Origin of the sequence: Micromonospora sp. C28SCA-DRY-2, assembly GCF_030519475.1 — a bacterium.
GTDB lineage: Bacteria > Actinomycetota > Actinomycetes > Mycobacteriales > Micromonosporaceae > Micromonospora.
This window is the reverse complement of record NZ_JAUMKD010000002.1, coordinates 320,483-337,836: the sequence shown is the minus strand read 5'-3', so window position 1 is coordinate 337,836 and position 17,354 is coordinate 320,483. Positions and strand designations below refer to the sequence as shown.

Here is a 17,354-nt window from a genome sequence, read left to right as displayed (position 1 = left end):
TCAGGCGCCGGTGTGCGCGTGCTCGACGGTGACCGGCTTCGACTCCGGGGAGGCGTGCTGGCGCAGGAAGATGCTCAGCACGATCAGGGTGCCGACGGCGAGGAACTCGCTCTGCCAGTTCTGCATGGACTGGAACCAGAAGTCGCTGGTGCCGAGGAAGTCCCAGACGCCGATCGGCGGGGCGCCGCTCTGCAACGCCTGCTGCTGGTTGTACTCGGCGGTGCCGGCGAACAGGTGGCCGAGGAACGAGCCGGCGAAGATCAGCAGCAGCGCGATGGAGAGGCTGTTGCGGTACACCACCAGGGGCAGCCCGCCGACGCGTACCGGCCAGGGGGATTCCGGCTTGGCCCGCCGCTCGTCGTCCTCCGGCCGGTCGGTCTGCTCCAGCGGCTTCGACTCCGCCGATCCGCGCTGCACCAGGTACGCGGTGAGCAGCACGTAGCCGCCCATCTGGAGGAACTCCGACTCCCAGTTCTCGAAGACCGCCTCCAGGAAGTGTCCGCTGCTCAGGTACGCCACCCAGCTGACCTGGGGGGCGCCGAACTCGGCCAGTTCCTGGTTGTGGGTCTGCCAGCCGAACACGCTCTGCAGCACCAGGAAGACCAGGAACGCGCCGAACATCGACACGCTCAGTGCGTTGTTCCGTAGCCACCGGGGCATCGTCGCCTCCTCGTCGGAGATCCGGTGACTCTCCGTTGCCCCAACGGATCAGCCGGCAAACTCCGCCGCCGCCTCCGTCACCCGGTCGGTACGGCGGCAGCACCGCCGGTCAGGGGCGGTCGAACGGGGTGTCGAGCCGGCTGCCGGTGCCGAGCCGGTTGGACAGCAGCAGGCCGAAGGCGAGCATGCCGAAGCCGAGCACCAGGTGCAGCCAGTTGTCGGCGTCGTTGACCGGGATGAAGTTCGCCACGCTCTCCCGGTCGATGACGAAGCCGTAGAGCCAGAGCCCGAGGTAGAGGGCGCCACCGCCGGCCAGGAAGATCCGGGACCCGGCGATGCTGCGGGCCATCACCAGGCCGACCAGCCCGAAGCCCAGGTGCAGGATGTTGTGCAGGATCGACACCTGGAACACGCCGAGCAGCTTGGCCCCCGAGTGGTGCCCCGCGAAGTCCAGATCGTCGTAGCCGGTGGTGATGCCGGGGATGAACCCGAGCACCCCCACCAGGGCGAAGACCCCGGCCGCGGCCACCGCGGCGATCTGGACCCCGGGCTTGCGCCCCGCGACCGCGCCACCGCGTGCGTCACGCGCCATCGATGTCACCTCCGTGGATCCGCGGCCTCTCCGCGGCGCCGGTCGCGAGAAGCGCTCGTTACCGTCCGCATCGGCGACGTCACCCCAACCCGACGATCCTCCATTTTGTAACCCTGCGCGGACCGCTCCGCAGAGAAATGGCGAATCAGGTATGGACCCGGCGACGCAGGGTAGGTGAATCTGCGCGGCGGTCGGACGGCCGGCGCATCCCCCCAGCACACCCGCGACGACTTTCCGAGCGGAAGGGACATCATGACTTACGATCTGTCACCCACGTCTGCCACCTACGGGCAGGAGTCGAACGGCGGCGGCGTCCGCGAACAGGCCCGCCAGGTCGGCTCGGAGGCCAAGCAGGCCGGCGGCGCCGTCGCGCAGACCGCCAAGGAGCAGGGCACCGAGGTCGGCCGCGAGGCGGCCCGGCAGGCCCGCAACCTGTACGGCGAGGCGCGCACCCAACTCGCCAGCCAGACCAGCGAGCAGCAGCGCCGCGCCGCCGGCGGGCTCCGCTCGCTGGCCGACGAGATGCGGACGATGGCCGAGCAGGGCGGGCAGGCCGGCCCGGTGAGCGAACTGGCCCGCCAGGCCGCCGACCGGGTGCACGGGGTGGCCGGCTGGCTGGAGGCGCGCGAGCCCGGCGACATCCTCGCCGAGGTGCGCGACTACGCCCGCCGCAACCCGGGCACCTTCCTGGTGGGCGCCGCCGTGCTCGGCGTGCTCGCCGGCCGGCTGACCAAGAACATCGCCGCCACCGGTGACGGCCAGGGCGGCGGCCACCGGGCGTACGGCTCGGACGCCGGCTACGACCCGGAGCAGACCGCGGTCATCCCCACCCCGCCGGCCCCCCGCGCGGTTCCGGACGCCGCGCCCCCGGGCGGCTACCTCGACCCGACGCCGGGCGCCTACCCCGACCCCGGCACCACCACCAGCTACGCCGACCCGGCCGGCGGCACCGGCCAGCCGCTGCCGCCGGTGAACCAGACCGACCCGCTGCCGGGCGTGCCGTCCAGCGGAACCACCCGTCCGTGAGCCGAGTCATCCGAAGGGAGGCGGCGGCATGAGCATGCCGACGCAGGGGTCCGGACTGGACTCCGGTTACCAGCCCCCCGCGGGTGCGCCGCACACCGCGGACGAGGTCAGGGGCAGCTCGATCGGCGAGCTGATGCGCCAGGTCACCACCGACCTGTCCACCCTGATGCGCCAGGAGGTGGAGCTGGCCAAGGCGGAGATCCGCCAGGAGGGCAAGAAGGCGGGCAAGGCCGCCGGGTTCTTCGGCGGCGCCGGCTTCGGCGGCTACATGGTGGCGCTCTTCCTCTCGCTGGCCCTGTGGGCCGGGCTGTCCAACGTGATGGACGCCGGCTGGGCGGCGCTGATCGTGGCCGTGATCTGGGGCGTGATCGCCGCCGTCCTCTACTCCATGGCGAAGAAGAACGCGGAGCGGATCCGCGGCCTCAAGCAGACCAACGACAGCGTGCAGCGGATCCCCGACGCGCTCAAGCCCCACCCGCAGGAGGTCACCCGATGAGCACCGACCCCGCCCAGATCCGCCGGGAGATCGAGGCCACCCGCAACAACCTGAGCTCCGACGTGGACGCGCTGGCGTACAAGGTCAGCCCGAGCCGCATCGTCGACGACCGTAAGCAGCGGGTCCGCACCGCGCTGCAGAATGTGAGGGACAAGGTGATGGGAACCGCTTCGGACCTGGGCCACGGCACCGGCCACGCCGCCCACTCGGTGGGCGACCGGGCCTCGTCGGCGGCGCACACGGTCAGCGACAAGGCCCAGTCGGCGGCCTCGACCGTCGGGGACGCCGCGCAGCGGGCGCCGCAGGTTATCCGGGAGAAGTCCGAGGGCAACCCGCTGGCCGCCGGCCTGATCGCGTTCGGCGTCGGCTGGCTGGCCTCGTCGCTGATCCCGGCCACCCGCCGCGAGCAGCAGGTGGCCACGCAGGTCAAGGAGAAGGCCAGCGAGCACACCGGCGCGGTCAAGGAGAAGCTGACCGAGGTGGCCGGTGAGCTGAAGGAGGAGCTGCGCGAGCCGGCGCAGCAGGCGACCGAGTCGGTGAAGTCCACCGCGCAGGAGGCCGTGCACGCCGTCAAGGACGACACGAGGTCCGCCGCGCAGGACGTGAAGGACCAGGCGCAGCAGTCCCGCGACCAGGTGCGGTACTGACCGGCCGGTCACCGTACACCGCAGCTCGCGGCCACTACCCGGCACCGCCGGTGAGTGGCCGCGAGCTGCCGTGTGCGTCCCGGCTCTCGCGATCGTGCACCCTGGGTTCGGCATCCGCGGCGTTACCACCCCGCCGGGGCGGAACGCGCACGATCGCGGTCAGCGGAGGCGGCGGCGGAGGGCGCGTTCGGAGTGGGCGGCGCGGCGGACGCGGGTGCCCGCGTAGCGGACGCCGCCGAAGAGGACCCGGCGGCCGACCGCCAGCCAGGCGCAGACGCCCCGCTCCAGCAGCCACAGCGGCGCCGCCAGGGCGGTGGCGGGCGGGAAGACCGCCGTGCCGCCGGCCCGCCGCCGGCCGACCTCGGCCAGCCCCACGGTGGTCGCGGCCGCGCCGAGCAGCAGCCCGGGTCGCCGGGCCAGGGTCGCCGCCGCCAGCGCCGGCAGGACCGCCAGCGAGGTCACCAGCCGCACCGGCTGGGCCAGGTCGTCGTACGCCTGGCGGACCCGCTGGCCGCGGAAGTGCGCGGTGTCCGGGGGCAGCCGACGGACGTACAACCCGGCCGGGGCCGCCTCGGTGCCCCCGTACGCGCGCACCGTGCGGATCAGCTCCAGGTTCTCGAAGAGCACGTCCGGGTCGTAGCCGCCCATGCCGAGGAAGGTGCTCCGGCGCACGGCGAGGGTGCCCGGGTAGTCCGCGCCGAGCGCCCGGTTCAGCAGGGTCCGCCCGGTGTCCCAGTACGCGTGCCACGGCAGCGGGTCGAAGTAGTTCTGCGGCCGGACCAGGTCCACCCGGTGCAGCAGCCGGTGTACCGCGCGCAGCCCGGCCTCGTCGTAGCGGACGTCGTCATCGGCGACCACCACGTGCTCGTGCCGCGCCGCCCGGACGCCGGTGAGCACCCCGACGACCTTGCCGTTCACCCCGCGCAGCGCCGGATCCGGGGGCACGTGCCGGAGCAGCCCGCGCCAGGCGCGCGCGTGCCGGGCGAAGACCTCCGGGGCGGAGCCGTCCACCACTGTCACCTCGACCCGGGTGGCGAGCCACCGCAGGTAGTCGGTCAGCTCGGCCAGGCCGGCGTCGTCGGCCCAGCGCAGCGGCAGCACGTACGACATCGGCAGCGGGCGCGGCCGGTCGCCGGCGGGCCCGGCCGTGGCGGCCCGGGCGGATTCGTCGCCGCTGGTCGGACCGGTCGGACCGGGCGCGGGCGGGCGGGCCCGGTCGTCGCCGGTGGCCCCGCCGGCCGGGCGGGTCGGGGCGCTCACGCCGCCACCGGCCGGCGCCAGACCGAGACGTGCTCCCGGCTGCCGTCGGTGAACGGCCGCCCGGACCAGTCCGCCCAGCGGTGCTCCCGGGCCATCCCGGCCAGCTCGGCCATCAGGTCCAGCTCGGCCGGCCAGGCGTAGCGGTGGTTCGCCGGCAGCAGCCGCACCCCGCCGTCGGTGAGCCGGATCTTCGTGGTGGTCATCCGCTGCTCGGCCGGGTGCAGCACGGCCGCCTCCAGCAGCACCTCGTCCTCGGCGACCCGCACCGGCCGCAGCGCGGACCCGGCCCGGAACGCGCCCGGGTCCGGCACCCACGCCTCGACCACGAACCGGCCGCCCGGACGCAGGTGGGCGGCGGCGTTGCGGAAGCAGGCCACCTGAGCGGCCTGGTCCGGCAGCGCGAAGATGGTGTTGAAGGCCAGCACGACCAGCGCGAACTCGCCGGGCACCCGGGTCTGCGCGAAGTCGCCGACGGCTACCTCGATCCGGTCGCCGCCCGGCTTGGCCCGCAGCCCGGCCACCATCTCGGGCGAACCCTCGATGCCGGCGACGGTCAGGCCCCGCGCCAGCAGCGGCAGCGCCAGCCGCCCGGTGCCGACGCCGAACTCGCAGACCGGGCCGCCGTCGGCCAGCGCCGCCAGCCGCTCCACCGCCTCGGCCGGGTCCAGGTGGGCGTACGTGTCGTCGTAGACGGCGGCGACGTGCCGGCCGTAGGCGCTGGCGTCGAAGGGCAACGGGGCCTCCCGGGCGAGTTGTCGGTGCCCGCAGCAGGTGCCCGGATATCGCTGGATCAAACCGGTCTGTCGTTTCGCGGGGCCGGTGCCGGGTAGCGCAACGGCACGGGCTGTCCACCCCGAGGCGCCCGGTGGAGGAGACGTGATGACCAGCAACGGAACGAGGTGGGTGCTGCTCGGCGCCGGGGCGTTGACCGCGGTCGGCGTCGGCCGGACGGTGGCCCGGCGCCGCCGTCGGCACCAGCCGGAGCGGCAGGACGGCTGGTACGTGGTGCGGCGCGGGATCACCGTGGACCGGCCGGTGGACGAGGTGATCGGCTTCTGGACCGACCGGGAGCGGCTGGACCGGGCGCTGGCGGAGTGGGCGACGCTGGAGCAACTGGCCGACAACCGCTGGCGGTGCGTGGCCCGCGACCCGGCCGGCGGCGGCACCGAGTGGTGCGCCGAGATCCAGGTCGCCGGCCCGGGACGGCTGACCTGGCGGGTGACCGACGGGCCCGCGCAGCACGGCACGGTCGAGCTGGTGCCCGCGCCGCAGGACCGGGGCACCGAGATCCGGGCCGAGCTGCGCTACCGCTCCGGGCGGTTGCGCCGGGCGTTCGGCCTGGCCGCCGGCGACGAGCCGGACCTGGGCCTGCGGGACACCCTGCGCCGGGTGAAGTCGCTCATCGAGGCCGGGCAGGTGATCGACACCCGTCGGGACCCGTCCGGTCGGAGCCCGGCCCAGGAGGCGGCGACCGACAGGGTGCGCGAGAAGCTGACGACGGGAGGCCGGGCGTGAGGGCGCTGTGCTGGGAGGGAGTCGGCAAACTGGCCGTGCGCGACGTCCCCGAGCCGCGGATCCGCGCCGAGGGCGACATCATCGTCAAGGTCCGGGCCAGCAGCGTCTGCGGATCGGACCTGCACCTGATCAACGGCTACCTGCCGGCGATGCGCGAGGGGGACGTGCTCGGTCACGAGTTCATGGGCGAGGTGGTGGAGACCGGGCCGGGGGTACGCCGGCTGAAGGTCGGCGACCGGGTGGTGGTCGGCTCGGTGGTGGCCTGCGGCGGCTGCTGGTACTGCCGGACCGAGCAGTACTCGCTCTGCGACAACTCCAACCCGCAGCCGGTCTTCACCGAGAAGCTCTGGGGGCACTCGCCGGCCGGCATCCTCGGCTACTCGCATGCCGCCGGCGGCTACTCGGGCAGCCACGCGGAGTACGTCCGGGTGCCGTTCGGCGACGTCGGGGCGTTCCCGGTGCCCGACGGGGTGCCGGACGACTCGGTGGTCTTCGCCTCCGACGCCATGCCCACCGGCTGGATGGCCGCCGACTTCTGCGGGCTCACCGGCGGCGAGGTGGTCGCGGTCTGGGGCGGCGGCGGGGTGGGGCAGATGGCCGCCCGCGCCGCCCAGTTGCTCGGCGCCGGGCGCGTGATCGTCATCGACCGGCTGCCGGAGCGGCTGGCCCCCGCCGCCGACCGGCTCGGCGTGGAGACTGTCAACTACGCGGATACCGACGTGCTGGAGGCGCTGCGCGAGATGACCGCCGGACGGGGGCCGGACGCCTGCATCGAGGCGGTCGGCATGGAGAGCCACGACGTCGGCCCGGCGTACGCGTACGACAAGGCCAAGCAGACCGCGCGCCTGCAGTCCGACCGGCCCACCTCGGTCCGCCAGGCGATCATGGCCTGCCGCAAGGGCGGCACGGTGAGCATCGTCGGCGTCTACGGCGGGCTCGTCGACAAGTTCCCGCTCGGCGCGGCGATGAACAAGGCGCTGGTGCTGCGGATGGGGCAGATGCACGCCCAGCGCTACATCCCGATGCTGCTGGACCGGCTCGCCGCCGGCGAGATCGATCCCGGCTACCTCGCCACCCACCCGCTGTCGCTGGAGCAGGGGGTGCGCGGCTACGAGGTGTTCGAGAAGAAGCAGGAGGGCTGCCTGCGCAGCGTGCTGCACCCGGCCTGACCGGCTGGCGCGCCGGACCCGCCCGCCGAAGGGCCGCCCCCACGCCGGGCGGCCCTTCGGCGGGCGGCCGGACGTCAGGCGGTGCGCCGCACGTTGGTGATCAGGAAGCCGCTGGGCGGCAGCGCCGGCATCCGGCGCAGGCTCACCGCCAGGTCCTGCGGCGGCACGTCGTACCGCATGGCGGTGGTCAGGTTGGTCACCGCCCGCTTCATCAGCTCGATGGTGATCCACTCGCCGGCGCAGCGGTGCCCGGTCAGGTGCTCACCGCCGCCCTGCGGGATCAGCCCGAACGGGTCGGCCCGCCAGTTGGCGAAGCGCTCCGGGCGGAACTGCTCGGGCTGCGGCCAGAGGGTGGGGTCGTGGTTGGTGCCGTACAGGTCCAGCACCACCCGCCGCCCGCGCGGGAAGTGGTAGCCCTGCCAGTCGAAGGAGCGCCGGACCCGGGCCGCCGCCATCGGGAAGAACGGGTAGTAGCGGCGGACCTCCTGCACGAAGCACTCGGCGGCCTCGTCGCTCTCCCCGGCCCGCTGTCGCCAGGCCGGGTGGTCGTGCAGGGCCAGCGCGGCGAAGACGATGAAGCGGTCCACGGCGACCGTCGGCCGGAGCACGTTGAGCAGTTCCACCGCGGCGATCCGGCGGGGCAGCGGCCGCCCCCGCTCGTCCCGGTGCTCGGCGATCACCCGGAGCGCGCTGCCCTCCGGGGCGGGCAGGGTGCCGACCCGGGCCCGCTCGACGAGGTCGCCCGCCCAGTGTTCGCCCCGGCGGCGGCCCAGCAGGCCCCGCCAGTGCCGGGGGCCGAGCGCGGCCGGCCCGTCGATCATCGCGTGCAGCTCGTCGGTGCGCCGGAGCACGTCGCCGTCGGCCAGCGGCACCCCGGCCCAGGCGCAGACCGCGCGGGTGAGCATCCGGCCCAGCTCGTCGTAGAGCACGACCGGCCCGGACTTCTCCCAGACCGGGATCCGGGCCCGCCACTCGTCGTCGAAGAGCTGGCCGATCTGCCGGACCGCGGTCGGCGTCATGATCGACATCAGCATCGCCTTGCGGTCCCGGTGGGTCGCGCCGTCGAGCCCCTGCACGCCGCCGCGACCGGTGAGCGTCCGCTGGGCCCGCAGCGGCATGGCGCCGGCGCGGACGAAGCGTTCGTTGTCGTAGAAGAGCACCGCCGCCGGCCGGCCGCGCAGGCAGATGGTGCGTTCCAGCAGCAGCCGGGTCTGGAAGATGTCCGTGCCGTACCGGTCGCACCGGGCACCGACGAAGCGGTAGCCGTCGCGCAGGAAGGCGAGGGTGCTGTCCGGGCTGCGGTCCGCCGGGATGGACGGCATGGGGCCTCCTGACGCTGCGGTGCGGGGCCGTGACCGTGGCCGGCCCGCCGATGTGCTTCGGCCACGTTGCTTCTACCCAGGTCAGGGGCGCTGAATCCCGGGTCCGGCCGGCCCCGACGGCACGGCTGGCCGGGGAGGGGCCAGCAAACCGCCCGCCGGCTGGCCCCTCCCCGGAGCGGCCGGATCTGCTTGGCTGGGTGGGCGGCGTCGGGTGCGGTGGCGCGGGCCGTCCGGCAGCGGACCGGTTCGCCGGGCCACCGGCGGGTCACCCCCGGGTGGTCGGCCGGCGTGCCCGGCGAGGCGGCGCCGGGCGGGCCGGCGCCGATGAGTCGACCACGGGGAGGGGCCCATGCGGGACAACACGTCGCCGTACTGGCGGCAGCGTACGGTCGAGCGGCTCGGCGGGGGACGGGACGCCGGCGGGGCGCCGCTGCTCGCGCCGCCCCCGCGGGCCGCCCGGCCGGTCCGCTTCTACACCGTGCACCTCGGCTTCACCGCCGCCGGCCCGGCCGACGCCCGCGAGCTGGCGGTCGGCTACGCCGAGGCGCTGAGCCTGCTCCGGCCCGAGCTGGCGCTCGGCGCGGCCGCGTTGTCGCCCGCCGACGCCTGGCACCGGGCCGAGCGGCTGTTCTGCGGGGCCGTCGGTCCCGACGGCGAGCGCTGCGCGGACGTGGCCGAGCATCCGGGGTTCCACCACGCGGCCGGCCCCGGCGGTCTCGGCTGGGGCGACGGGTGAGCCCGCCGCTCCGGTCAGTCCAGGTCGAACTCGCCATCCTGGGCGCCGGCCACGAAGGCGTCCCACTCGGCCTGGGTGAAGACCAGCACCGGCCCGTCCGGTTCGGCCGAGTTGCGCATGCCGATCAGGTCGTCGACGAAGGCGACCTCGACGGCGCTGTCGGAGGTGTCGCCCTCGGCCCGTTGCCAGACCGCCCGGGACAGGTCGAAGTCGCCCTTGGGGTGCGAAGCCATGGTTCATCCTCCAGTGCCACGGGTCACGGGGGAGACACGTGCGGTTCCCCATCCGGCAGGATAAGCGGATGCCCAGCCTGACCCGTGTAGAGGCGACCGCGCGTGGCGCGGCGATCACCGTCGAGTCCTACCAGGTGGACCTCGACTTCACCGGCGGTGCGGAGCGGTTCCGCTCGCACGTCACCATCCGGTTCCGGGCGACCGCCGGCACCGCGACGTTCGCCGAGGTCAAACCCGCGAAACTGCTGGCGGTACGGCTCAACGACAGCGACCTGGACCCGGCCACGCTGGACGACAACCGGCTGCCGCTGACCGGGCTGGCCGAGACCAACACGCTGACCGTCGAGGCCGAAATGGCCTACACCAACACCGGCGAGGGGATCCACCGGTTCGTCGACCCGGCCGACGGCGAGACCTACCTCTACGCCATGTCCTTCCTGGACGACGTGCAGCGCATCTTCGCCGCCTTCGACCAGCCCGACCTGAAGGCCCCGGTCACCCTCGCGGTGACCGCCCCGGAGCACTGGACGGTGGCGGCCAACGGCGTGCTCGCCGCCACCCCGCGCCCCGGCCGCTGGGAGTTCGCCCCGACCGCGCCGCTGGCCACCTACTTCGTCTCGCTCGTCGCCGGGCCCTGGCACGTGCGACGCGACGAGCACGACGGCATCCCGCTCGGCGTCTACTGCCGCCGCTCGCTCGCCGAGCACCTGGACGCCGACGCGGACGAGATCTTCACCGTCACCAAACAGTGCCTGGACCGGTTCCACCAGCTCTTCGACGAGCGCTACCCGTTCGGCAAGTACGACCAGGCGTTCGTGCCGGAGTTCAACGCCGGCGCGATGGAGAACCCGGGGCTGGTCACCTTCCGCGACGACTACGTCTTCCGGTCCGCGGTGACCGACACCCAGCGCGAGCTGCGCGCCACCACCATCGCCCACGAGATGGCGCACATGTGGTTCGGCGACCTGGTCACCATGCGCTGGTGGGACGACCTGTGGCTGAACGAGTCCTTCGCGGAGTACCTGGGCACCAGGGTCACCGCCGAGGCGACCCGCTTCGACCAGGCGTGGACCACCTTCGCGATGCGCCGCAAGGCCTGGGGCTACGCCGCCGACCAGCGCCCCTCCACCCACCCGGTGGCGCCCGAGGAGGTGGCCGACGCCGCCCAGGGGCTGCTCAACTTCGACGGCATCTCGTACGCCAAGGGCGCCAGCGTGCTGCGGCAGCTGGTGGCCTGGCTCGGCGACGACGCCTTCCTCGCCGGCCTGAACGCCCACTTCGCGAAGCACCGCTTCGGCAACGCCACCCTGGCCGACCTGCTCGGCAGCCTCTCCGCCGCCAGCGGACGCGACCTGGCCGGCTGGGCCGAACGCTGGCTGCGCCGCGCCCAGGTCAACACGCTGCGCGCCGAGGTCGCCGTCGACGCCGACGGCCGCTACCGCGAGGTGACGGTGGTGCAGACCGCCCCGGAGACGCACCCGGTGCTGCGCCCGCACCGCATCGGCGTGGGCCGGTACTCCGCCGACGGCACTGTCGACCGGATCGAGGTGGATCTCGACCCGGACACCGACGGCGGCCGGACGGTGCTCGCCGAGCTGACCGGCCAGCCGGCGGCCCGGTTGCTGCTGCCCAACGACGGCGACCTGACCTTCGCCAAGGTCCGCCTCGACCCGGCCTCGGCCGACGCCGTGCCGCTGGTGCTGCCGGGTCTGGCCGACCCGCTGGCCCGGGCGCTGCTGTGGCGCGAGGCGCTGGACGCCGCCATCGACGGGGAGCGGCCGGTGAGCGGGCTGGTCGAGCTGATCGCCGCCGCGCTGCCCGCCGAGACCGAGGTGATCGTCGCCGAGGACGTGCTCACGCTCAGCCGCTCGCTGATCGACCGCTACCTGGAGCCGGCGGCCCGCACGGCCGCGCTGGCCCGGGTCGCCGACGCCTGCCGGCACCTGCTCGACGGCGCCCCGGCCGGCCGGTCGTTGCAGCTGGCCGCGGCCCGCGCCTGGATCGCCGCCACCACCGACGCCGACCTGCTCACCGGCTGGCTGGCCGGGCGCGGCGTACCGGCCGGGCTGGCCGTCGACGCGGAGCTGCGCTGGGCGGTGCTCTACCGGCTGGTGGTGCTCGGCGCGGCCGGCGAGACGGAGATCGCCGCCGAGGCGGCCGCCGACCCGAGCGCCGCGGGCGCCGAGCGGGCCGCCCGGTGCCGGGGCGCGCTGCCCGACCCGGCGGCGAAGCGGGCCGCGTGGGAGATCGTCGTGTCGAACGCCGAGCTGTCCAACCGGCTGGTCGAGGCGACCGCGGAGGGCTTCTGGCAGCCCGAGCAGGCCGAGCTGACGGCCGGGTACGTCGAGCGCTACTTCGCCGACATGCCGGCCGCGGCGCGGCTGCGTACGCCCTGGACGGCGGACCGGGTGGCCGGCCTGGCCTTCCCCCGCTACGCGGTGGCGCAGCCCACCCGGGAGGCGGCCGCGGCGCTGCTGGCCCGCGACGACCTCACTCCCGGTCTGCGCCGGGTGGTCACCGACGCCGACGACGACCTGCGCCGGGCGCTGGTCGCCCGCACCGCCGTCGCCGCCGCCACCGCCTGATCCGGCCGGGTGGTGGGCCGCCGCCTTCGGTGTACATGGGTGGCGGGTGCGGGGTGCGCCTGTGGGGTGGCACACCGAGCCGGGTTTGCCACCCCACTGGCCGGTCAGCGCCGCGCCGGCTCGGGCGCCACCGGGGCGTCCCAGTCGATGACGTAGCGCTGTTCCGGGCCGACCGTCTTCTCCGGGTTCATCGCGGTCTTCACCAGCAACGGCATCAGCAGCGGCATCAGCGCGCGGGCCACCGGGCCCGGCGCCTTGGCCTGGTTGATCCGGGCCGCCCGGGCGGCGATCCGCTCCACCCGGGCGCGCCGCAGCCGCTCGAAGGTGGCGAACGCCGAACCGACGTCGGGCAGGTCGCGCAGGCAGCGGGCGAGCTGCACGGCGCTCTCGATGGCCAGCGACGCGCCCTGCCCGGAACTGTTCGAGGGCGCGTGCGCCGAGTCGCCGACCAGCACCATCCGGCCCCGGTGCCAGTGCGGCACCGGCGGCATGATGTGCAGCGCGCCCACCACCTGCAGGCCGGCCGGGTCGCTGGTGCGGAGCAGGTCGCGGCCCGGGTCGTCGTCGGCGTACGCGGCCCGCAGCGTGCGCAGCCACTGGTCCGGCGCGACCGCGCGGGCCTCGACCAGGCTCATCGGCCGCTGCCCGGGCAGGTTGACCCCCCACCGGGTGCCGCCGCCCGGCTCGGGCCAGTAGAGGTAGTAGCCGCGCTGGCCGAAGGCGAAGGTCATGGTGCCCGGTTCGACGTCCACCTCGTGCCGGGCGACCGACTCGAAGCCGAGCAGGCCGGTGAACCGCGGGCCGGGCGCCGCCGGGTCGATGAGGGTGCGCACGGTCGACCGGACGCCGTCGGCGCCGATCAGCACGTCGGCCGTGGCGGTGCTGCCGTCGGCGAAGACCGCGGTCACCCCGGCGGCGGTCTCCCGCGCCTCGACCAGGCGCTTTCCGTGCTCGATCGGTACGTCCGCGGCGCGGGCCCGCTCGTGCAGCACCCGGTGCAGTTCGTTGCGGTGCACCACCCGCAGCGGTGGCACGTCGGCCAGGCCGGGCAGGTCGATGCGCTTGCGGCCGACGGCCATCACCGTCCGGTGGATGGGGGTGGCGATCGCGGTCACCGCGTCGGCCGCGTCGACGGTACGCAGGGCGGCGACGCCGTTCGGGGCGAGCGCGAGGGTGCCGCCGATGCCGTCGGTGGTGCTCGGGTACGCCTCGTGGACGGTGGCGGCGATGCCGGCGCGGCGTAGCGCCAGCGCGGTCACCGGGCCGGCGATGCCGCCGCCGATGACGAGGGCTGTCCTCACTCGGGTCATGGGTCCTCTCCAGGGGTTCGATGGTGTGCGAAACCGTCCTGGGTGGGAGCCCGGTTATCCTCGTGGTTGCCGCTTCGGGCCGGGCACCTTCCCAGGTGTGGTTCGAGGTAAGGGCCCCGGCGCGGTGTTGGCGCACCGCGCCGGGGCCGCCGGTCACTCGGTGCGGCGGCTCCTCTCCGCGACGTCGGTCAGCTCGGCCGGCAGCTCACCGGTCTCGTGGAAGGCCCGCCACTGGTCGAGCCCGGGGAAGTCGCCCGAGGTGAAGGCGGCCAGCAGGTCGCGGACCCAGGCCGCCTCCGCCTCCTGGACCGCCAGGTCGTACTCGGACTCGACCAGGAACAGCCGGGGCACCTGGCGCAGGTGCTCGGCGAGCGCCGCCCGACCGGCCCGGATCAGCTCGTCGAGCAGTTCCAGCCGGCGCCGCAGCAGCGCCGTCGCCTCGTCGGGGTGCAGCGCGGCGAGCACGGAGAGGCCGGCGCGGAACCGGGACTGCTCCGACTCCGGGGTGGAGACCAGCTCCCGCGCCCAGTCGACCAGCTCGGCCCGGCCGGCGTCGGTGATCCGGTAGACCGTGCGCTCGGGTCGCCGGCCCGCCCGGACGCTCTCCACCGCCGCGATCAGCCCGTGCCGGTCGAGGTTGCGGATGACCGTGTAGAACGACCCCCACTTGATCTCCATGTCCTGGTCCTTGCCCCAGGCCCGCAGCGCGGTGGCGATCTCGTACGGGTGCATCGGCCGCTGGACGAGGGCGGAGAGCACGGCCAGCGCCAGCAGGTTCCCCACCTTGCGTCGCTTGGGCATGGCCACCTCCTCGCCGCACTCGCCTGCGATTACTCGTAGACGAGTATAAGGGTGGCCGCGCCGGCTCCGCGACCCCCTGGCCGGCATAGGATCACGGGGTGGAGGAAGACATCCGGCGGATCGGGATCATGGGTGGCACCTTCGACCCCATCCACCACGGGCACCTCGTGGCGGCCAGCGAGGTGGCCGACCGGTTCGGGCTGGACGAGGTGGTCTTCGTCCCCACCGGCCAGCCGTGGCAGAAGGCCGACGAGCCGGTCAGCCCGCCCGAGGACCGCTACCTGATGACGGTGATCGCCACCGCCTCCAACCCCCGCTTCCAGGTCAGCCGGGTCGACATCGACCGCGGTGGCCCCACCTACACCGTCGACACGCTGCGCGACCTGCACGCCGAGTACGGCCCGAAGGTCCAGCTCTACTTCATCACCGGCGCCGACGCGCTGGCGAAGATCCTCAGCTGGAAGGACCTCGACGAGATCTTCGAGCTGGCCCACTTCATCGGGGTGACCCGGCCCGGGTTCGAACTCTCCGACGCGCACCTGCCGGCCGACACGGTCAGCCTGATCCAGGTGCCCGCGATGGCCATCTCGTCCACCGACTGCCGGGCGCGGGTCGCCCGCGGTGAGCCGGTCTGGTACCTGGTGCCCGACGGTGTGGTGCAGTACATCGCCAAGCGGCGCCTCTATCAGCAGTGATTTCGCCCGGTATCGACCAGATCGTGCGGGTAATCGGCCAGAACTGACAAGTCGGAATTCGGCCGCGTGTGAGACGCTTGGAGGATCGCACGGTTGATCGAAGGAGAACGGTGACAGTTTCCGAACGCGCTCACGAGCTGGCGATCGCTGCCGCACAGGCCGCCGCCGACAAGAAGGCGCAGGACATCGTCATCATCGACGTGGGCGACCAGCTCGCCATCACCGACGCGTTCCTGCTCGCCGCGGCCCCCAACGAGCGCCAGGTGCTGGCCATCGTCGACGCCATCGAGGAGCGACTGCTCCAGCTGCCCGAGAAGGCCAAGCCGGTGCGCCGCGAGGGCGAGCGCGGCGGCCGTTGGGTGCTGCTCGACTACGTCGACGTCGTGGTGCACGTCCAGCACACCGAGGAGCGCGAGTTCTACGCCCTCGACCGGCTCTGGAAGGACTGCCCGACCATCCCGTTCGTCGACCGGGACCTGGTCGAGGCCGAGTCCGGCACCGCCGCCGCGGAATGACCCGCCTGATCATCTGGCGGCACGGCAACACCGACTGGAACGCCGCCGGCCGGGTCCAGGGGCAGACCGACGTACCCCTCAACGACCTGGGCCGCGAGCAGGCCCGGGCCGCCGCCCCGCTGCTAGCCGGGCTGCGCCCGGACGCCATCGTCGCCAGCGACCTGCGGCGCGCGGCGGACACCGCCGCCGCGCTGGCCGCGGTCACCGGGTTGCCGGTACGCACCGACCCCCGGCTGCGCGAGCGGCACTTCGGCCAGTGGCAGGGGCTGGAGCTGGCCGAGGCGGCCCGCCGCTACCCGAGCGAGTACGCCCGCTGGCGGGCCGGCGACCCGGACCCCGGCGCCGGCATCGAGACCCTCGACGACCTCGGCAAGCGGGTCGGCGCGGCGCTGCAGGACGCCGCCGACGCGGTGGCCGGCGGGACCGTCGTGGTCGCCACCCACGGCGGCGGCGCCCGGCAGGGCTGCGGCCAGCTGCTCGGCTGGGACCACCAGGTGCTGCGCACCATCGGCTCGCTGCAGAACTGCCACTGGACCGAGCTGCGCCACGACGAGGTGCGGGGCTGGCACCTGCGCGCCCACAACGTCGGGCTGATCAGCGCACCGGCCCCGGCCGAGCCGGTCTGAGGGGCGCGGCCTCGGCGCACCGGGGCGGCATCGGCTAGCGTGCCGGGCATGCCCGTCGCGGTCGTCACCGACTCCACCGCCTACCTGCCCGCCGAACTGCTCGCCGCCCACCGGTTGACCGTGGTGCCGCTGACCGTCGTGCTCAACGGGGCGGAGGGGCTGGAGGGCGTCGAGACGTTCCCGGCCGACGCGACCCGGGCGCTCGGCGGCCGGCGGGTCTCGGTGAGCACCTCCCGGCCCGCCCCGGAGCAGTTCGCCCAGCCGTACCGCCGGCTGCTCGACGACGGTGCGGACGGCATCGTCTCGGTGCACATCTCCGCCGAACTCTCCGGCACGGTGGAGGCGGCCCGGCTGGCCGCCGCGGAGTTCGGCGACCGGGTCGCGGTGGTCGACAGCCGCTCCTGCGGCATGGGCCTGGGCTTCCCGGCCGTGGCGGCCGCCGCGGCCGCCGACCGGGGCGCCGACCTCCCGGCGGTACGCGACGCCGCGCTGGCCACCGTCGGCCGCACCACCATCTGGTTCTACGTCGACACGCTGGAGTTCCTCCGCCGGGGCGGCCGGATCGGCGCGGCCGAGGCGCTGTTCGGCACCGCCCTGTCGGTAAAGCCGATCATGCACATGCCGGACGGCGCGATCGTGCTCAAGGACAAGGTGCGCACCGCGAGCCGGGGCGTGGCGCGGCTGGTCGACCTGGCCGTCGAGGCGGCCGGCGACGCCGAGGTGGACCTCGCCGTGCACCACCTCGCCGCCCCGCAGCGGGCCGAGGCGCTGCTGACCGCGTTGCGCGAGCGGCTCGGCGACCGCCTGCACGACGCGTACGTCTCGGAGGCCGGTGCGGTGGTGGCCGCGCACGCCGGTCCGGGCCTGGCGTGCGTGGTGGTGCACCGCCGGCCCGCCCCCGACGGCGGCTGACCGGCCGGTCCCCGCCGGGGTGCGGCCTGTTCGGACGGTGCCCGTCCCGTCGAGCTGGCAGGGTTGGTGTGGCGTGCGTGCCCGGCCGGTGGCGGCTCTCCGCTGAGGCCGGGCCGGGCGGCGGAGGACGGGTCGGGCTGGCAGGTTGGCTTCGTGGAGCTGCCCGGGCCGGGTGGTCGGCTCCGCTGGGTTGCCCGGCGCGGCAGGCGGAGGGCGACGTGTCCTTTCGAGCTGCCCGCACGGATGGGGCAGCG

At 74.5% G+C, this 17,354-nt stretch carries 19 protein-coding genes; 11 read left to right on the top strand and 8 right to left on the bottom strand.

The features are described 5' to 3' along the window. Both Q3W71_RS10025 and Q3W71_RS10020 read right to left on the bottom strand, forming a co-directional pair. Positions 1-660, bottom strand: coding sequence for a DUF6766 family protein (locus tag Q3W71_RS10025; RefSeq protein ID WP_302919040.1), 660 nt, complete (start codon positions 658-660; stop codon positions 1-3). 109 nt (positions 661-769) lie between these two features. Next, positions 770-1,252, bottom strand: a complete 483-nt coding sequence (locus Q3W71_RS10020) for a DUF4383 domain-containing protein (protein ID WP_302919039.1) — start codon at positions 1,250-1,252, stop codon at positions 770-772. A gap of 252 nt (positions 1,253-1,504) precedes the next feature. Here Q3W71_RS10020 and Q3W71_RS10015 point away from each other — a divergent pair, with 252 nt between their 5' ends. From Q3W71_RS10015 to Q3W71_RS10005, 3 genes are read left to right on the top strand one after another with little or no spacing between them, the layout of a single operon-like run. Continuing rightward, positions 1,505-2,278, top strand: a complete 774-nt coding sequence (locus Q3W71_RS10015; protein ID WP_302919038.1) for a hypothetical protein — start codon at positions 1,505-1,507, stop codon at positions 2,276-2,278. A 28-nt stretch (positions 2,279-2,306) separates the two neighbouring features. Continuing rightward, positions 2,307-2,774, top strand: coding sequence for a phage holin family protein (locus Q3W71_RS10010; protein ID WP_302919037.1), 468 nt, complete (start codon positions 2,307-2,309; stop codon positions 2,772-2,774). After that, positions 2,771-3,421: a DUF3618 domain-containing protein gene (locus Q3W71_RS10005; protein WP_302919036.1), complete on the top strand. Its 651-nt coding sequence runs from the start codon at positions 2,771-2,773 to the stop codon at positions 3,419-3,421. The genes Q3W71_RS10010 and Q3W71_RS10005 overlap by 4 nt, the downstream gene beginning before the upstream one ends. A 159-nt stretch (positions 3,422-3,580) precedes the next feature. Here the strand turns inward: Q3W71_RS10005 and Q3W71_RS10000 are convergent, their stop codons facing one another. Both Q3W71_RS10000 and Q3W71_RS09995 read right to left on the bottom strand, forming a co-directional pair. Further along, positions 3,581-4,681, bottom strand: coding sequence for a glycosyltransferase family 2 protein (locus Q3W71_RS10000; RefSeq protein WP_302919035.1), 1,101 nt, complete (start codon positions 4,679-4,681; stop codon positions 3,581-3,583). Further along, entirely contained in the window at positions 4,678-5,415 is a 738-nt protein-coding gene (locus Q3W71_RS09995) for a class I SAM-dependent methyltransferase (protein ID WP_302919034.1), read from the bottom strand. Before Q3W71_RS09995 ends, Q3W71_RS10000 begins: the two co-directional genes overlap by 4 nt. A 145-nt stretch (positions 5,416-5,560) precedes the next feature. Between Q3W71_RS09995 and Q3W71_RS09990 the strand changes: the two genes are divergently transcribed. Further along, positions 5,561-6,196, top strand: coding sequence for a cyclase (locus Q3W71_RS09990; protein ID WP_302919033.1), 636 nt, complete (start codon positions 5,561-5,563; stop codon positions 6,194-6,196). Next, a complete protein-coding gene (locus Q3W71_RS09985) occupies positions 6,193-7,365 on the top strand; it encodes a zinc-dependent alcohol dehydrogenase (protein ID WP_302919032.1) in 1,173 nt (390 codons plus the stop codon). Before Q3W71_RS09990 ends, Q3W71_RS09985 begins: the two co-directional genes overlap by 4 nt. 74 nt (positions 7,366-7,439) lie before the next feature. Here the strand turns inward: Q3W71_RS09985 and Q3W71_RS09980 are convergent, their stop codons facing one another. Then, positions 7,440-8,687, bottom strand: a complete 1,248-nt coding sequence (locus Q3W71_RS09980) for a cytochrome P450 (RefSeq protein ID WP_302919031.1) — start codon at positions 8,685-8,687, stop codon at positions 7,440-7,442. Positions 8,688-9,036: 349 nt separating this feature from the next. Between Q3W71_RS09980 and Q3W71_RS09975 the strand changes: the two genes are divergently transcribed. Continuing rightward, complete coding sequence (locus tag Q3W71_RS09975; RefSeq protein ID WP_302919030.1) at positions 9,037-9,423, top strand: hypothetical protein; 387 nt, start codon at positions 9,037-9,039, stop codon at positions 9,421-9,423. Positions 9,424-9,437: 14 nt separating this feature from the next. Here the strand turns inward: Q3W71_RS09975 and Q3W71_RS09970 are convergent, their stop codons facing one another. Then, a complete protein-coding gene (locus tag Q3W71_RS09970; RefSeq protein ID WP_109899781.1) occupies positions 9,438-9,656 on the bottom strand; it encodes a DUF397 domain-containing protein in 219 nt (72 codons plus the stop codon). A gap of 68 nt (positions 9,657-9,724) precedes the next feature. Between Q3W71_RS09970 and pepN the strand changes: the two genes are divergently transcribed. Then, positions 9,725-12,241, top strand: a complete 2,517-nt coding sequence (pepN, locus tag Q3W71_RS09965) for an aminopeptidase N (RefSeq protein WP_302919029.1) — start codon at positions 9,725-9,727, stop codon at positions 12,239-12,241. A gap of 104 nt (positions 12,242-12,345) precedes the next feature. Here the strand turns inward: pepN and Q3W71_RS09960 are convergent, their stop codons facing one another. Next, positions 12,346-13,551: an FAD-dependent monooxygenase gene (locus Q3W71_RS09960; protein WP_302919028.1), complete on the bottom strand. Its 1,206-nt coding sequence runs from the start codon at positions 13,549-13,551 to the stop codon at positions 12,346-12,348. Positions 13,552-13,704: 153 nt separating this feature from the next. Beyond that, on the bottom strand, positions 13,705-14,352 hold the full coding sequence (locus tag Q3W71_RS09955) for a PadR family transcriptional regulator (protein ID WP_302919027.1): 648 nt from the start codon (positions 14,350-14,352) through the stop codon (positions 13,705-13,707). A gap of 98 nt (positions 14,353-14,450) precedes the next feature. On the opposite strand from Q3W71_RS09955, the gene nadD reads away from it, so the two are divergent. The 4 genes from nadD (at position 14,451) to Q3W71_RS09935 (ending at position 17,100) form a co-directional block, all read left to right on the top strand. Continuing rightward, positions 14,451-15,047: a nicotinate-nucleotide adenylyltransferase gene (nadD, locus tag Q3W71_RS09950; RefSeq protein WP_302919026.1), complete on the top strand. Its 597-nt coding sequence runs from the start codon at positions 14,451-14,453 to the stop codon at positions 15,045-15,047. Positions 15,048-15,157: 110 nt separating this feature from the next. Next, on the top strand, positions 15,158-15,562 hold the full coding sequence (gene rsfS, locus Q3W71_RS09945; protein ID WP_302919025.1) for a ribosome silencing factor: 405 nt from the start codon (positions 15,158-15,160) through the stop codon (positions 15,560-15,562). Continuing rightward, positions 15,559-16,188, top strand: coding sequence for a histidine phosphatase family protein (locus Q3W71_RS09940; protein WP_302919024.1), 630 nt, complete (start codon positions 15,559-15,561; stop codon positions 16,186-16,188). Before rsfS ends, Q3W71_RS09940 begins: the two co-directional genes overlap by 4 nt. Before the next feature lie 48 nt (positions 16,189-16,236). Beyond that, positions 16,237-17,100 (top strand): DegV family protein, encoded by an 864-nt coding sequence (locus Q3W71_RS09935; RefSeq protein ID WP_302919023.1) that lies wholly within the window; start codon positions 16,237-16,239, stop codon positions 17,098-17,100. Positions 17,101-17,354 lie beyond the last annotated feature (254 nt).

Excerpts from the sequence above, each read along its gene's own strand:
- Q3W71_RS10025 (WP_302919040.1), bottom strand. The coding sequence starts at position 660 with ATGCCCCGGTGGCTACGGAACAACGCACTGAGCGTGTCGATGTTCGGC.
- Q3W71_RS10020 (WP_302919039.1), bottom strand. The coding sequence starts at position 1,252 with ATGGCGCGTGACGCACGCGGTGGCGCGGTCGCGGGGCGCAAGCCCGGG.
- Q3W71_RS10015 (WP_302919038.1), top strand. The coding sequence starts at position 1,505 with ATGACTTACGATCTGTCACCCACGTCTGCCACCTACGGGCAGGAGTCG.
- Q3W71_RS10010 (WP_302919037.1), top strand. The coding sequence starts at position 2,307 with ATGAGCATGCCGACGCAGGGGTCCGGACTGGACTCCGGTTACCAGCCC.
- Q3W71_RS10005 (WP_302919036.1), top strand. The coding sequence starts at position 2,771 with ATGAGCACCGACCCCGCCCAGATCCGCCGGGAGATCGAGGCCACCCGC.
- Q3W71_RS09990 (WP_302919033.1), top strand. The coding sequence starts at position 5,561 with ATGACCAGCAACGGAACGAGGTGGGTGCTGCTCGGCGCCGGGGCGTTG.
- Q3W71_RS09980 (WP_302919031.1), bottom strand. The coding sequence starts at position 8,687 with ATGCCGTCCATCCCGGCGGACCGCAGCCCGGACAGCACCCTCGCCTTC.
- Q3W71_RS09975 (WP_302919030.1), top strand. The coding sequence starts at position 9,037 with ATGCGGGACAACACGTCGCCGTACTGGCGGCAGCGTACGGTCGAGCGG.
- Q3W71_RS09970 (WP_109899781.1), bottom strand. The coding sequence starts at position 9,656 with ATGGCTTCGCACCCCAAGGGCGACTTCGACCTGTCCCGGGCGGTCTGG.
- pepN (WP_302919029.1), top strand. The coding sequence starts at position 9,725 with ATGCCCAGCCTGACCCGTGTAGAGGCGACCGCGCGTGGCGCGGCGATC.
- Q3W71_RS09960 (WP_302919028.1), bottom strand. The coding sequence starts at position 13,551 with ATGACCCGAGTGAGGACAGCCCTCGTCATCGGCGGCGGCATCGCCGGC.
- Q3W71_RS09955 (WP_302919027.1), bottom strand. The coding sequence starts at position 14,352 with ATGCCCAAGCGACGCAAGGTGGGGAACCTGCTGGCGCTGGCCGTGCTC.
- Q3W71_RS09940 (WP_302919024.1), top strand. The coding sequence starts at position 15,559 with ATGACCCGCCTGATCATCTGGCGGCACGGCAACACCGACTGGAACGCC.
- Q3W71_RS09935 (WP_302919023.1), top strand. The coding sequence starts at position 16,237 with ATGCCCGTCGCGGTCGTCACCGACTCCACCGCCTACCTGCCCGCCGAA.